Consider the following 15,250-nt stretch of genomic DNA (forward strand, 5'->3'; position numbering starts at 1 on the left):
GGCGATGCCCGGGCCCGCTGTCTACTGGCCGGTAAGTAACTTTTCGCAGCCGGGTGGTGAACTCCCCGCTACGTGTCGCACTCCAGGACCGTGCGGCACAGTGCGCACCGCGCCCGCACCGGACCCCGCACCGGGAGGCGCAGCCGCTGATCGCAGACCGGGCAGGGGAAGCTCACCAGCGGCCCGGCGCCGTGCTCCTCGAAGCGGTACTCCGCCCCGCGCCCCGGGGTGCTCCCGGCCCGGCGGGCGCGGGCGTAGCGCCGCCGCTCGATCGGGCCCGCCGCGGCGAGCGGCGCCCGGCGGTGGTCCCGGTCGGCCCGGGCGCGGCCGCGCACGTACGCCTCGTACGCCCGGGGGCTGGTGAACCAGGCGGAGAGGTCCTCGCCGAGGAGCCGGCCCCGGCGGGCCAGGACGTAGCCGAACTCCTCCGGGGTGAGGTAGCCGAACTTCTGGTGGGTCAGCGCGTCCTCGCGGTAGGCGTCGAGCAGCAGCCAGCCGGCCCCGAGGTAGGCGGCGGTGGTGTCGGTGAGGATCTCGTTGTCCGCGGTGGCCGGGAAGCGCAGGTCCAGGCGGTGCAGCAGGACGTGCGCGACCTCGTGGGAGAGGGCCGCCGCGAGGTCCCCGCGGCGGGTCCGGAAGCGGTCGCTGACCTCGACGAAGTACTCGGGCCCGGAGGCCAGTTCGACGGTGGCGGCCTCCTCCATCGGCCGGAAGGCGACCACCACGCGGGCGTCGGGCAGCCGCAGGGCGCGGACCATCGCCGACGCCACCCGCTGCGCCCCCAGGTGCAGGTCCTCGTCGGGGCCGAAGGCGGCGTCGGCGGGGGCGAAGCTCGTGTCGTATACGCGGATCCCGTCGGCCGACAGCCGGCGGAAGAGCGCGGTGATGGAGGCCCGGACGACGTCCAGGTGTGGAAATCCGTGCTCGATCGGCCCCGGGGGCCTGCCGTTCCGCGTCATCGGGTGCTCCTCGCCGCAATCCCTGTCGCCGGGGCGGGCAGTTGGCCAAAAATGCGTTCTTGATGTCGGCCATACGCGTGATGTGTCATGGACTCGTCATTCACCCGATGACACGCACAGCCCAACCCCCCACGAAAGGCAGTGTGTTGAGCGTGAGCACTCTTGTCCGCTTCATGAAGCGCACCCTCGCCGTCGGCGCCGTCGCCCTCGCCGCCGTCAGCCTCCAGCCCTCCAACGCCGGCGCCGCCCCGAGCCCCGTCGTCGGCGGAACCCGCGCCGCACAAGGCGAGTTCCCCTTCATGGTGCGCCTGTCCATGGGCTGCGGCGGCGCCCTCTACACCCAGCAGATAGTCCTCACCGCCGCCCACTGTGTGAACGGCTCCGGCAACAACACCTCCATCACCGCCACCGCCGGAGTCGTCGACCTCAACAGCGCCAGCGCGATCAAGGTGAAGTCCACCAAGGTCCTCCAGGCCCCCGGCTACAACGGCACGGGCAAGGACTGGGCCCTCATCAAGCTCGCCAAGCCCATCAACCTGCCCACCCTCAAGATCGCCGAGACGAAGGCCTACGACAGCGGCACCTTCACCGTCGCCGGCTGGGGCGCCACCCGCGAGGGCGGCGGCCAGCAGCGGTACCTCATGAAGGCCACCGTCCCGTTCGTCTCCGACGCCAGCTGCAAGAACGCCTACGGCAGCAGCCTGGTCCCGGCCGAGGAGATCTGCGCCGGCTACAGCCAGGGCGGCGTCGACACCTGCCAGGGCGACTCCGGCGGCCCGATGTTCCGCCGCGACAACGCGAACGCCTGGATCCAGGTCGGCATCGTCAGCTGGGGCGAGGGCTGCGCCCGCGCCGGCTACCCCGGCGTCTACACCGAGGTGTCCACCTTCGCCGCCGCGATCAAGAGCGCCGCGGCCGGCCTGTAGCACCGGCTCGTCCTTCCGGCCGGGACGGTTCCGGCCGGAAGGACGAGGCGCCGTCCCCCGGGCGCACGTAACCTCGTCCGGAGCGTCGTACGGCCGGAACACCGCCCTCCCCGTCCCGCGGCGCCCCTCCCGCGGCCCCCGCTGCGGTTGCGGGCCGCGGCGCGCACCGGTCCCATGGGTGGGGACCGGCAGTGGCGGCGGGTGACGGCGGGATGGGTGGCGCATGGCGATCAGAGTGGTCATCGCGGACGACCAGGAGATGGTCAGGACCGGCTTCCGGATGATCCTCGAAAGCCAGCCCGACATCGAGGTCGTCGCCGACGTGGTCGACGGCGAGGCCGCCCTCGCGGCCGTCGCCGAGCACCGTCCCGACGTCCTGCTCCTCGACATCCGGATGCCGAAGCTCGACGGGCTCGAAGTCACCCGGCGGCTCTCCGGCCGCGACGGCCCGCGCATCGTCATCGTCACCACCTTCGACCTCGACGAGTACGTCCACGCCGCGCTCCACGGCGGAGCGTCCGGCTTCCTCCTGAAGGACGCGAGCCCGGCCATGCTGGTTGAAGCCGTCCGGGCGGCGGCCGTCGGAGACTCCCTCGTCTCGCCGGCCATCACGGTGCGGCTGCTGCGCGAGATGGCCCCGCGGACCACCGGCGCGGCCGCCCGCAGGCCCGCCGAGCCCCTGACCGAGCGGGAACGCGAGGTCGTGCGCGCCCTGGCACGCGGTCTGACCAACGCGGAGATCGCGGGGGAGCTGTTCGTCTCCCTCTCCACCGTGAAGACCCACCTGGCGAACGTCCAGGCCAAGCTCGACGCCCGCAACCGCGTCGAGATCGCCGCCTGGGCCTGGGAAAGCGGCCTGGCCGCCGGCGCGGCGTGACCCCACCCCCGCCCGCCGGGGTGCACCAGCCCGCCGGGGTACGCCCGCCCACCCGGGTACGCCCGCCCGCCCGGGTACGCCCGCCCGCCCGGGGGGCACGCACGTCCGACCGGACCGGCCTCGGGCGCGGGCCCGGTGCCCTCGGGGGGCGGCGGTGAGTCCGCTCGCCGGCTGGGCCCGCCGGCACCCGCACGCCGCCGACGGGATCCGCATCGCCCTCTCCCTCGTCCTGCTCGCCCTCGTCACCTTCGAGGGCGTGGTCCTGGCCCGCCAGCCCAGCCTCCCGCACGCCGCCGTGTGGGCCTCCGGCATCCTCGTCTGCCTCAGCGCCGCGCCCTGGCCCGCCGTCCCCCTCCTGACCCGCGCCTGGTTCGCGGCGGCCGTCACCTGGACCGTCACCCTCCTGCTGATCTTCGGCAACCACCCCCTCGTCGTCTGGGGCGGCGGCGAGGCCATCGCCCTCCTCGTCCTGCTCTCCCAGGTCCTGCTCCGGGCCCCCGCCCGCACCGCCGCCGTCCTCGGCCCGCTCCTCGGCCTCGGCTGCATGGCCGTACCGGTGCGGGACGCCGACCCCGGCCGGTTCACGCTGCTCTTCTCCGTACTGGCCGTCGTCGTCGCCGCGTACTCCCTCCTGCAGCGCCTCCAGTCCGGCCAGCGGGTGCGCGAGCTGAGCGCCGTACGCACCGCGGAACGCCTGGAGCTCGCCCGCGAGCTCCACGACCTCGTCGCCCACCACGTCACCGGGATCGTCGTCGAGGCACGGGCCGCCCGCTTCACCCAGGTCTCCGCCGAACGCGCCGCCGAGATCTTCGGCCGGATCGAGACCGCGGGCGACGAGGCCCTCGGCTCGATGCGCCGCCTCGTCAAGATCCTCCGCGAGAGCGACGCGGCCGGACCCCAGCCCGGAACCGCCCCGGTCGCGGGCCTCGCCGACCTGCGCGGACTCACCGAACGGTTCTCCGTCACCGGGCCGCCCGTCGCCCTCTCCGTCGAGGACGGCCTGGCCGACCGGCTCCCCGGCGACGTCGCCGCCACCGCCCACCGCATCGTCCTCGAAGCCCTCACCAACATCGGCAAGCACGCCGCCACCGCCACCGCCGTCCGCGTCGGCCTGCGGACCGTACCGGCCGGACTGGAGATCCGCATCGCCGACGACGGCGGCCGCCCCGCCAGACTCTCCGACAACGCCCGCGGCGGCGGCTACGGCCTCGTCGGCATGGCCGAACGCGCCGAGGCCCTCGGCGGCCGCCTCACCGCGGGCCCGGCCCCCGAGGGCGGCTGGCTCGTCACCGCCACCCTGCCCCTGTGAGCCCCGCCGCCCGGAACGCCCGGAAGGCACCGGCCCGCCCCGGCGGCCGTCTCAGCCACCGACCGGACCGGAGGACCACCCGCGGGCGCCGCGTATTCTCGGGGACCATGAACAACAGCGCCACCGACCACGGCACGCCCCCGGCCACCGGCGGGACCGACGAGAACGTCGCCGCCGAGCTGGCCCGGCTGCGGGACAGCATCGACAACATCGACGCCGCCGTCGTCCACATGCTCGCCGAACGCTTCAAGTGCACCCAGCAGGTCGGCCACCTCAAGGCCCGCCACCAGCTGCCCCCGGCCGACCCGGGCCGCGAGGCCAGCCAGATCGCCCGGCTGCGCCAGCTCGCCGAGAACGCCAAGCTCGACCCGGCCTTCGCCGAGAAGCTCCTCACCTTCATCATCGCCGAGGTCATCCGCCACCACGAGACGATCGCCGCGGGCGAAGAGTAGAAAACTGGGTCCGGCCGCCCACTGCGGCAGCATGGGCTCATGTCCGCACTGACACGCACCGAAGCGCAGCAACGAGCCCGGCTCCTCGACGTCCGGCAGTACGCCGTCACCCTCGACCTCACCGGCGGCGACGACACCTTCGAATCCAGCACCGTCATCCGGTTCACGGCCCTCGCCCCCGGAGACACCTTCCTGGAACTGAAACCGGACGAGCTGCGCTCCGCCACCCTCGACGGCGACCCCCTCGACCCGGCGTCCCTCACCGACAACCGCCTCCCGCTCACCGGCCTCACCGAAGGCCCCCACGAGCTGCGCATCGACACCCGCATGCGCTACTCCCGCACCGGCGAAGGCCTGCACCGCTTCACCGACCCCGCGGACGGGGAGACGTACGTCTACAGCCAGATGTTCATGGACGACGTCCAGCGCGTCTTCCCCGCCTTCGACCAGCCCGACCTCAAGGCCGTCTTCGCCTTCACCGTCACCGCCCCCGCCCACTGGACCGTCCTCGCCAACGGCGTCACCACGCGCACCGGCGAACGCGAAACGGACGGGGCCGGCGTCTGGAACTCCGCCCCCACCCCCCTCATCTCCACGTACCTCGCCGCCGTCGCCGCCGGCCCCTGGCACAGCGTGCGCGTCGAACACGCCGGACTGCCCTTCGGCATCCACTGCCGGCAGTCCCTCGCGCCCCACCTGGACGAGGACGCCGAGGAGATCCTCTCCGTCACCCGGGACTGCTTCGACCGCTACCAGGAGAAGTTCGGCGAGCCGTACCCCTTCGACTCGTACGACCAGGCCTTCGTCCCGGAGTTCAACGCGGGCGCCATGGAGAACCCCGGACTGGTCACCTTCCGCGACGAGTTCATCTACCGCTCCGCCGTCACCGAGACCGAGCGCCAGACCCGCGCCATGGTCATCGCCCACGAGATGGCCCACATGTGGTTCGGCGACCTCGTCACCCTCGCCTGGTTCGACGACATCTGGCTGAACGAGTCCTTCGCCGAGTACATGGGCTACCAGACCCTCACCGAAGCCACCCGCTTCACCGACACCTGGGTCGACTTCGGCGTCACCCGCAAGTCCTGGGGCTACGACGCGGACCAGCGCCCCTCCACCCACCCCGTCGCCCCCGCCCCCGAGGACGTCCCCGACACCGCGTCCGCGCTCCTCAACTTCGACGGGATCTCCTACGCCAAGGGCGCCTCCGCCCTGCGCCAGCTCGTCGCCTGGCTCGGCGAGAAGGACTTCCTGGCCGGCATCAACACCCACTTCGCCCGCCACAAGTTCGCCAACGCCTCCCTCGCCGACTTCGTCGACTCCCTCGCCGCCCACACCGACCGCGACGTCCACGCCTGGGCCGAGGCCTGGCTGCGCACCACCGGCATCGACACCCTCCGCCCGCAGATCCAGGACAGCCCCGGCGGCCCCGGCGGCTGGACCCTCACCGTCGACCGCGACGGCAACCGCCCGCACCACATCGCCGTCGGCGTCTACCACCGGGACCCCGGCGACGGACGGACCCTGGAGCGCACCGAACTCCTCCACCTCGACGTCCCCTCCGACGAGGTCGTCTCCGCCGACGGCCCCCGCCCCGCGCTGCTGCTCCTCAACGACGGCGACCTCGGCTACGCCAAGGTCCGCCTCGACGCGACCTCCGTCGAGACCGTCCTGAACAGCCTCTCCGGCATCCCCGACGCCCTCACCCGCGCCGTCGTCTGGAACGCCCTGCGCGACATGGTCCGCGACGGCGAACTCGACCCGGCCGTCTACCTGGCGACCGCCGCCGCGCACCTCCCGGAGGAGGCCGACCTGGCCGTCGTCCAGGGCGTCCTGGCCTTCGCCCGCACCCAGATCGCCGACCGCTACCTCGCCCCCGCCCAGCGGACCGAGGCGCTCGGCACCCTCACCGACCTCGCCCGCGACCTGCTGCGGCGCACCGAGGACGGCTCGGCGCCCGGCCTGCGGCTGGCCGCCGTACGCGTCCTCATCGACAGCGCCACCCGCCCCGACACCCTCACCGCCTGGCTCGACGACGACACCGTCCCCGGCGGCCCCGCACTCGACCCCGAACTGCGCTGGCGCATCCTGGCCCGGCTGTCCGTCCTCGGCGCGGTCGGGGAGGAGCGGATCGCCGCCGCCTTCGCCGCCGACCCCAGCGCCACCGGCGAGGAGGGCGCGGCCCGCTGCCGCGCCGCCCTCCCCACACCGGAGGCCAAGGCCGCCGCCTGGGACCGCCTCTTCCACGACGACAGCCTGTCCAACTACCTGTTCAGCGCCACGGCCCAGGGCTTCTGGCAGCCCGAACAGGCCGATCTCGTACGGGAGTACGTGCCCCGGTTCTACCCCGACGCCGTCGCCCTCGGAGCCCGCCGCGGCCCGGCCATCGCCGAAGCGGCCGGCCGCTGGGCGTTCCCCGTCCACGCCGCCGACGAGGCCCACCTCCGGGCCGGCCGCGCCTGCCTGGAGAACCCCGAGATCCTCCCGCTCCTGCGCCGCAAGCTGGTGGACCAGCTCGACGACCTCGCCCGAGCCCTCCACATCCGCACCCCGTAACCCGCCCCCGGACCGCCGGGCCACCACCCCCACGGGGTCCAGGCCCGGCGGCCCGCCGCCTTCCCCCGGCCCCCGTGGGGGTGGCCCGGACCCGGCGGCCCGGCGCCTTCCGCGCGTCCACGCCCCCTGACCCGGTCCCCGTGGGGTGGCCCGGACGGCTCCCTTCCGCCCACCCGAAGCCCGCATTCCAGCCCGTCCGGCGTTTGAGGACCGGGTCCGGGCGGAGCCCGGGGAACGGAGGAAGGGCGGGCCGGGGAACAGCACGCGCAGCGCCCCCACCCGCCCCGGCTCGGCCCGCCCCGCCAACCGGCCCTGGCATGGCCCGCCCCGCCAAACCCGGCCCCGCCCCGCCAACCCGGCCCCGGCACGGTCTGCCCCGCCTCCCTGCGCGGGGTCTCCCGCAGTGGCCGGCCCCGGCACCGGCTTCCTGCGCGGGCCCCCCTCGCCAACCCGCCCCGGCACGGCCCGCCCCGCCAACCCGCCCCGGCACGGCCGGCCCTGGCACGGTCCCCTCGCCAACCGGCCCTGGCACGGCCCGCCCCGGCCCACCCGGACCCCCGGGGAGGTCACGGCCGAAAATCGTCCCCGGACACACCCCGGCGGTTACCCCATTCGGGTCTCCTCGTTGTACGGGCCGGGTGCCCCGCCCCGCCTCGGCGGGCGCGGCCCCACCGCCCAGCCACCGGAGGGACACCGCATGACGGCGCTGCCCGGCACCCGCACCCCGCCGCCCCCGCCGCCGCTCGCCGGCGGCCACCACGGCCCCGACGCGCTGCGCCCCCTGCTCGACACCGTCCTCGACGCCCTGCGCACCGGCGCCGCCGAACGCGGCGGACCCCTCCCGGCCGGCGGGCCCGACACCACCACCGCCCGGGTCCGGACCGCACTGGGCGACGTGCTCCCCGCGCACGGAACCGGCGACCACGAAGCGCTGCGGACCCTCGTGCACGCCCTCGCCGCCGGCGCCGCAGACCCCGCCGACCCGCTCTGCGCGGCCCACCTCCACTGCCCGCCGCTCGCCGTCGCGGCCGCCGCCGACCTCGCCGCCAGCGCCCTCAACCCCTCCCTCGACTCCTGGGACCAGGCCCCCGCCGCCTCCGCCGTCGAAGCCCTCCTCACCCGCGCCCTCGCCGCCGAGTTCCACCCGGACGCCCCGCACCCCGACGCCCTCGTCACCACCGGCGGCACCGAGTCCAACCAACTCGCCCTCCTCCTCGCCCGCGAACGCCACGGCCCGGCCCTCACCGTCCTGCACGGCGCCAACGCCCACCACTCCGTGCCCCGCGCCGCCTGGCTCCTCGGCCTCCCGCCCGCCGTGTCCGTACCGACCCCCACCGGCACCCTCCACCCCGCCGACCTCGCCGACGCCCTCGCCGCCACCACCGGCCCCGTCCTCGTCACCGCCACCGCCGGAACCACCGACGCCGGCCTCATCGACCCCCTCCCCGAGATCGCCGACCTCTGCGACCGGCACGGCAGCGCCGAACTCCACGTCGACGCCGCCTACGGCGGACTCCTCGCCCTCAGCCCCCGCCACCGCCCCAAACTCGCCGGCCTCGACCGCGCCCGGTCCGTCACCGTCGACCTCCACAAACTCGGCTGGCAGCCCGTCGCCGCCGGACTCCTCACCGTCCCCGACGCCGCCCTCCTGGCCCCCCTCGCCCACCAGGCCGACTACCTCAACGCCACCGACGACACCGAAGCCGGCCTCCCCGACCTCCTCGGCCGCTCCCTGCGCACCACCCGCCGCCCCGACGCCCTGAAGATCGCGGCGACCCTGCGCTCCCTCGGCCGCGACGGCCTCGTCCGCCTCGTCGACCGCACCTGCGCCCTGGCCGAGGACCTCGCCCGGCGCCTCGACGCCCACCCCGGCTTCGAACTCCACGCCCCGCCCACCATCAGCACCGTCCTCTTCCGGCCCGCCCACGCCGACGACGAGCAGCTCGCCGCCCTGCGCCGCACCCTCCTCCACGAAGGCCGCGCCGTCCTCGGCCGCGCCCGCGCCGACGGCCGCCTCTGGCTCAAGGCGACCCTGCTCAACCCCCACACCACGGCGGGGGACCTGGACACCCTCGTCGCCCTCCTGGAAGGCAGCACCCACCGATGACCGCACACCTCGATGCGCCCCACGACCTCGTCGGAATCGGCATCGGCCCGTTCAACCTGTCCCTCGCGGCCCTCGCCCACGGCCTGCCGCAGCAAGGAGCGGGCGAACTCGCCACCGCCTTCTACGACCAGCGCCGCGACTTCCGCTGGCACCCCGGCCTCCTCATCGACGGCGCCACCCTCCAGGTCCCCTTCCTCGCCGACCTGGTCACCCTCGCCGACCCGGCCAGCCCCTGGAGCTTCCTGAACTACCTCAAGCAGAAGGAACGACTCTTCCCCTTCTACTTCGCCGAGCGGTTCCACATCCAGCGCGCCGAATACGACGCCTACTGCCGCTGGGTCGCCGGCCGCCTCCCCGGACTCCACTTCGGCCACCAGGTCGACGCCGTCCGCTGGAACCCCGAACGCGACCTCTTCGAAGTCGACTTCACCCAGGTCGACGCCGACGGCGAAGCCGAAGCCCTCGGCCGCACCCACACCCGCAACCTCGCCCTCGGCATCGGCACCGCCCCGTTCGTCCCCGAACCCCTGCGCCCCCTCGCCGAAGCCCCCACCGTCCCGGTCATCCACTCCGCCGACTACCTCGACAACCGCGAGCGCATCCTCGGCGCCGGCCACGTCACCGTCATCGGATCCGGACAGTCCGGAGCCGAGGTCTTCCTCGACCTGCTCCGCGCCCGCCCCGCCGGCCGCGAAGGCCTCACCTGGCTCGCCCGCACGCCGTCCTTCGCACCCATGGAGTACTCCAAGCTCGGCCTGGAACACTTCACCCCCGACTACACCCGGTACTTCCACGCCCTGCCCGAACCGGTCCGCGACCGCCTCGTCCCCTCCCAGTGGCAACTCCACAAGGGCATCGACGCCGAGACCATCGCCGCCATCCACGAGGAGCTCTACCGCCGCTCCCTGCACGGCGGCTGGCCCGACGCCGTCCTCACCCCCGGCGTCAGCGTCCGCACCGCCGGCCGCGTCGCCACCACCAAGGTCGAACTCCACCTCGAACACCTCGAACAGGGCACCCGCTCCCGCCTCACCACCGACGCCGTCGTCCTCGCCACCGGCTACCGCGAACGCCCCCTCGGCAGCCTCCTCGCCGGCCTCGACCCGTACCTGCGGAAAGACTCCTCCGGCCGCCCCCGCATCGACGACCGCCACCGCATGGTCCTCGACCCCAGCGTCACCGGCAGCGTCTTCGTCCAGAACGGCGAACGCCACACCCACGGCGTCGGAGCCCCCGACCTCGGCCTCGCCGCCTGGCGCAGCGCCGCCATCCTCAACACCCTCACCGGCAAAGAGCCCTACCCCCAGCCGGTGCGCACCGCCTTCACCACCTTCGGCCTCGACCAGCGCGAACACACCCGCCCCCGGCCCACCGGCGAACTCCTCCCGCTCGTCGAACACCCGTAGGCCGTCTCCTCCGGATCGGACCCCTCCCGAACCACGCCCCGCACACGCCGGGGGCCGGGCCCCGCCACAGCGGAACCCGGCCCCCGGAACGGACGATCAGGCCCCGAAGACCGGCACGCCCGCCCGCGTCAGCCGCCAGTCCACCGAGGCGAATCCGGACGGGTCCACCGTCCCCTTCGCCTTCACCCACTGGATGATCGTGTTCCGGATCTCGTCCGAGTCCGCCCACACCTGCCGGGCCTGCGGCACGTGCGGGAAGTTCCCGCCCCCCGACGCCCGGTAGTTGTTCACCGCGAGCACGAACCGGGCCGCCGGATCCACCGGCGCACCCCCGAACGACAACCCCGTGATCCGCGAACCGGCCGGCTGCGCGATGTCGATGTCGTACGTGAACCCGTACACCGCGTCGTAGTTGTAGTCCGGAATCCCGTCGGCGTTCGTCAGCTTCGCCGGATCCACCACGTCACCGGGCGCGGCCCGCACGAAGTACCGCGCCGAGTACTCCAGATAGTCCTTCAGCTGCGCCCCGGTCAGCAGCCGCGCCTCCAGGGTGTTCTCGAACGGGTACAGGCCCGCCGCGTCCCTGAGCGTCACCTGCCCGGCCGGGATCGCCGCCGTCCGCGAGAAGCACGAGGCCTGCGACACCACCGGCAGCGCCGCCCACTCCGTACCCGCCAGCGCGCCCCTGACGGTCTCCGCCTGGACGTGGTTGATCAGATCGATGATCGCCACGTCCTTGACCGGCCCGTCCGCCGAGGACATCGCCTGCGTGGACGTGCCGATCACCTGATTGACGTACGCCACGACCTTGCGGTGCTCGTCCGACAGCAGCCGGGTGATCTTCCGGTCCTCGGCGACCTCGTTGGAGTTCAGCACCTTCGCCGCGACCTTCGCCACCGACCAGCGGCCCTTCGCCCACGTCAGCTCGAAGTCGAACAGGGTCAGGCGCTGACCCCACTTGAGCGGCTCCGACAGCACCACGTCCTTGCCGGTCGCCCGGTTCTTCACCCGGTACTCCGGGATCTCCGTGTGCGCGTGCCCCACCAGGATCGCGTCGATCCCCGGCACCTGCTCCGCCACCAGCCCCGCGGCGTTCTCGACGTACGGCAGCTGGTCCCCGTACGAGGACGTCCCGCTCGACCCCGAGTGCGCCGAGACGATCACCACGTCCGCGCCCATCGAGCGCAGCTTCGGCACGTACTTCGCCGCCTGCTCCTCCAGCCCCGGGAAGGTCATCTTCCCCTGCACGTTGGCCTTGTCCCATATCGCGATCCCCGGGTTCGTCAGCCCCAGCACCGCCACCTTCACGTCCGGACCGTGCGGGGTCCGCAGCCGGTGCATGCTGTACGGCGGGAACGCCGGCCGCAGCGTCTTCGCGTCCAGCGCGTTCGCCCCGAGCAGCGGGAAGTCGCACTGCTCCTCGAACTTGCGCAGCACCGGGATGCCGTAGTTGAACTCGTGGTTCCCCAGCGCCGCCGCGTCGTAGCCGATCGCGTTCATCGCCTGCGCCATCGGGTGCACCGGGCCCCGCCGCGCCGTGATCGGGTCGACCTTCGCGTAGTAGTACGACAGCTGGGTGCCCTGGATCGTGTCACCCGCGTCGATCAAGAGCGTGTTGCACCGGCCCTTCTCCTCCCGGACCCGGTTCACCAGGGTGGAGATCTTCGCCAGGCCGACGTCGTTGTGCGCCTTGTCGTCGAACTCCTTGTCCGTGAAGTAGTCCCAGTTGAAGACGTTCCCGTGCAGATCGGTCGTGCCCATCACGGTGAACGAGTAGGTCCGCGGCCCGGACTGCGCGGCGGCCGGGGTGCTCGTGGCCCCCGTCAACGCCACGGCCGCACCGGTCGCGGCCGTGGTTCCCAAGAAAGTCCTGCGGTCGAACGCCATGCCATCTCCCCTTTTGAGGCGTGAACAACGCGCGTAGATTCTGACCCAGCAGTAACAAGCCGCAACACCCCCGCCAGGTTTCGATCCGGTGACCACACCCGTACGGACGACAGTGCGACAGTGGAGGGCATGACTCAGGACGCAGCGCACCAGCCCTACGGAACCCCGGAAGTACCCCGTGTCGCCGTCTGCGGCGAGGCCCGCATCGAGGTCGACCCGGAGATCGCCCGCATCGGCATCACCGTGAGCGCCCGCGGCACCGACCGCCGCACCGCGCTCGACGACCTCACCCGGCGCAACAACGCCGTCCTCGACCTCGTCAAGAGCTACGGCGACCCCGTGGAGAAACTGGAGACCGGCGCCTTCTCCATCAGCCCCGAACTCACCCGCCACGGCCGCGGCGACCGCATCCGGGCCTACCACGGCCGCGTGCACATCACCGCGGAGCTCAACGACTTCACCACCTTGGGTGAACTCACCACCCGCCTCGCCGACCTCGAACTCACCCAGGTCGACGGCCCCTGGTGGGCCCTGCGGCCCACCTCGCCCGCCCACGGCGAGGCCCGCCGGCAGGCCGTGCTCGAAGCCGTCCAGCGCGCCCGCGAATACGCCGAAGCCCTCGGCGCCCGCCTCTCCGCCCTCGTCGAACTCGCCGACCTCGGCGCGGAGAACGCCGTCCCCTTCCAGGCGGCGGCCCCCGGCGCGGGCATGCGCACCATGGCCTTCAGCGGCACCGAGGACGCGGGCGCACCGCCGCTCGACCTCGAACCCCAGCGGCAGACCGTCTACGCCCAGGTGAACGCCCGCTTCACGATGACGCCCCCGCAGCTCTGAGGAACCGCACAAAACACGCCATGGGGGTGCTCATCAGAGCACCCCCATGCACATTCAACAGTTGTCAACAACCTTTTTCCCAAAGGTTGTTGAGTGGACACCTGGAAGCGATTACCTACCCGTTGGTAGGGGAATACGCTCGCCTCATGCGCCGAGCGAAAATCGTATGTACCCTGGGCCCCGCCACCGACTCATACGACCAGATCAAAGCCCTGGTCGAAGCCGGAATGGACATCGCCCGCTTCAACCTCAGCCACGGCACCTACGCCGAACACGAGGAGCGCTACCAGCGCGTACGCAAGGCCTCCGACGAGACCGGCCGCAGCGTCGGCATCCTCGCCGACCTTCAAGGTCCGAAGATCCGCCTCGGTCGCTTCCGCGAAGGCCCCGTACTCCTTGAACGCGGTGACGAGTTCACCATCACCGTCGAAGACCTCGAAGGCGACCGCCACACCTGCGGCACCACCTACAAGGGCCTCAACGCCGACGTCACCACCGGGGAGCGCATCCTCGTCGACGACGGCCGCGTCACCCTCGAAGTCACCGCCGTCGACGGCCCCCGCGTCCACACCACCGTCATCGAAGGCGGCATGGTCTCCGACCACAAGGGACTCAACCTCCCCGGCGTCGCCGTATCCGTCCCCGCCCTCTCCGAGAAGGACATCGACGACCTCCGCTGGGCCCTGCGCATCGGCGCCGACGTCATCGCCCTGTCCTTCGTCCGCAGCGGCCGCGACATCGAAGACGTCCACCGCATCATGGACGAGGAAGGCCACCGCCTCCCCGTCATCGCCAAAGTCGAAAAGCCCCAGGCCGTCGAGAACATCGACGACATCGTCGCCGCCTTCGACGGCATCATGGTCGCCCGCGGCGACCTCGGCGTCGAAATGCCCCTGGAACAGGTCCCGATCGTCCAGAAGCGCGCCGTCAAACTCGCCAAGCGCAACGCCAAGCCCGTCATCGTCGCCACCCAGATGCTCGACTCGATGATCGAAAACTCCCGGCCCACCCGCGCCGAAGCCTCCGACGTCGCCAACGCCGTCATCGACGGCACCGACGCCGTGATGCTCTCCGGCGAGACCAGCGTCGGCAAATACCCCATCGAAACGGTCCGCACGATGTCCCGCATCGTCGAAGCCGCCGAAGAAGACATCCTCACCAAGGGCCTCCCGCCCCTCACCGACCGCAACAAACCCCGCACCCAGGGCGGAGCCGTCGCCCGCGCCGCCGCCGAAATGGGCGACTTCCTCGACGCGAAGTTCCTCGTCGCCTTCACCCAGAGCGGCGACACCGTCCGGCGCCTCTCCCGCTACCGCTCGCCCATCCCGCTCCTCGCCTTCACCCCCGACCCCGCCACCCGCTCCCAGCTCAACCTCACCTGGGGAGTCGAAACCTTCCTCGGCCCCCACGTCGACTCCACCGACGCGATGGTCGCCCAAGTCGAGGAAGAACTCCTGCGCATCGGCCGCTGCGTCCCCGGCGACGTCGTCGTCATCACCGCCGGCTCACCCCCCGGCGTCACCGGATCGACCAACCTCGTCCGCATCCACCACATCGGCGACGCCGTCCACTGAACCGCCGCGCGTCCGCCGACGCCGCGTCGGGCACCCACCCGACGCGGCACCCGGCACCCACCGCGCCGCACGCCCGTGGACAGCCCCTACCAGCCGAACCGCCGGTCCACCACGGCCGCGAACTCCTCGAACGACAACACCGCATCCCCGTTCTGATCCGCCGCGTCGAACAACGCCGACGACGCGTCCGCATCCCCCACACCCCAGAACGGCAGATCCCCCCGAGCCGCCAGCGTCGGCCCCTTCGAGCGCAACGCCGAGATCACCTCGACACGGGTCAACTCCCCGTTCGCGTCCAGATCCAGCGCCTCGAACAGCTTCCGGGCCTTCTCACTCATCACGCGGTCCCCTTCGTCTCCGTCA

Annotated in this window: 12 protein-coding genes; 9 read left to right on the top strand and 3 right to left on the bottom strand. The window is 72.8% G+C overall.

Annotated elements, in window-relative coordinates; genetic code table 11:
* Positions 1-68 precede the first annotated feature (68 nt).
* Positions 69-959 carry a hypothetical protein gene (locus ACZ6S8_RS07155; RefSeq protein ID WP_469453255.1) on the bottom strand — a complete coding sequence of 297 codons (891 nt, stop codon included), beginning with the start codon at positions 957-959 and terminating at the stop codon, positions 69-71.
* Between the two features lie 173 nt (positions 960-1,132).
* Here ACZ6S8_RS07155 and ACZ6S8_RS07160 point away from each other — a divergent pair, with 173 nt between their 5' ends.
* The 7 genes from ACZ6S8_RS07160 (at position 1,133) to ACZ6S8_RS07190 (ending at position 10,592) form a co-directional block, all read left to right on the top strand.
* On the top strand, positions 1,133-1,885 hold the full coding sequence (locus tag ACZ6S8_RS07160) for a serine protease (protein ID WP_469453594.1): 753 nt from the start codon (positions 1,133-1,135) through the stop codon (positions 1,883-1,885).
* Between the two features lie 223 nt (positions 1,886-2,108).
* Entirely contained in the window at positions 2,109-2,762 is a 654-nt protein-coding gene (locus ACZ6S8_RS07165; protein WP_469453257.1) for a response regulator, read from the top strand.
* Positions 2,763-2,916: 154 nt separating this feature from the next.
* Positions 2,917-4,071 (top strand): sensor histidine kinase, encoded by a 1,155-nt coding sequence (locus ACZ6S8_RS07170; protein WP_469453259.1) that lies wholly within the window; start codon positions 2,917-2,919, stop codon positions 4,069-4,071.
* A gap of 107 nt (positions 4,072-4,178) precedes the next feature.
* Positions 4,179-4,523, top strand: a complete 345-nt coding sequence (locus tag ACZ6S8_RS07175) for a chorismate mutase (RefSeq protein ID WP_386521785.1) — start codon at positions 4,179-4,181, stop codon at positions 4,521-4,523.
* A 39-nt stretch (positions 4,524-4,562) separates the two neighbouring features.
* Positions 4,563-7,079, top strand: a complete 2,517-nt coding sequence (gene pepN, locus ACZ6S8_RS07180) for an aminopeptidase N (protein WP_469453261.1) — start codon at positions 4,563-4,565, stop codon at positions 7,077-7,079.
* A 697-nt stretch (positions 7,080-7,776) separates the two neighbouring features.
* Complete coding sequence (locus ACZ6S8_RS07185; protein WP_469453263.1) at positions 7,777-9,186, top strand: pyridoxal phosphate-dependent decarboxylase family protein; 1,410 nt, start codon at positions 7,777-7,779, stop codon at positions 9,184-9,186.
* Entirely contained in the window at positions 9,183-10,592 is a 1,410-nt protein-coding gene (locus ACZ6S8_RS07190; RefSeq protein ID WP_469453265.1) for a lysine N(6)-hydroxylase/L-ornithine N(5)-oxygenase family protein, read from the top strand. Before ACZ6S8_RS07185 ends, ACZ6S8_RS07190 begins: the two co-directional genes overlap by 4 nt.
* 96 nt (positions 10,593-10,688) lie before the next feature.
* Here ACZ6S8_RS07190 and ACZ6S8_RS07195 read toward each other — a convergent pair whose 3' ends face one another.
* Entirely contained in the window at positions 10,689-12,479 is a 1,791-nt protein-coding gene (locus tag ACZ6S8_RS07195) for a bifunctional metallophosphatase/5'-nucleotidase (RefSeq protein ID WP_469453267.1), read from the bottom strand.
* Between the two features lie 129 nt (positions 12,480-12,608).
* On the opposite strand from ACZ6S8_RS07195, the gene ACZ6S8_RS07200 reads away from it, so the two are divergent.
* Both ACZ6S8_RS07200 and pyk read left to right on the top strand, forming a co-directional pair.
* Positions 12,609-13,313, top strand: a complete 705-nt coding sequence (locus tag ACZ6S8_RS07200; protein WP_469453268.1) for an SIMPL domain-containing protein — start codon at positions 12,609-12,611, stop codon at positions 13,311-13,313.
* Between the two features lie 146 nt (positions 13,314-13,459).
* Positions 13,460-14,887 carry a pyruvate kinase gene (gene pyk / locus ACZ6S8_RS07205; protein ID WP_469453270.1) on the top strand — a complete coding sequence of 476 codons (1,428 nt, stop codon included), beginning with the start codon at positions 13,460-13,462 and terminating at the stop codon, positions 14,885-14,887.
* Between the two features lie 86 nt (positions 14,888-14,973).
* On the opposite strand, the gene ACZ6S8_RS07210 is transcribed toward pyk, so the two are convergent.
* Complete coding sequence (locus tag ACZ6S8_RS07210) at positions 14,974-15,225, bottom strand: EF-hand domain-containing protein (RefSeq protein WP_386521767.1); 252 nt, start codon at positions 15,223-15,225, stop codon at positions 14,974-14,976.
* Positions 15,226-15,250: the final 25 nt, after the last annotated feature.

Source organism: Streptomyces sp. NPDC048461 (genome assembly GCF_055587105.1).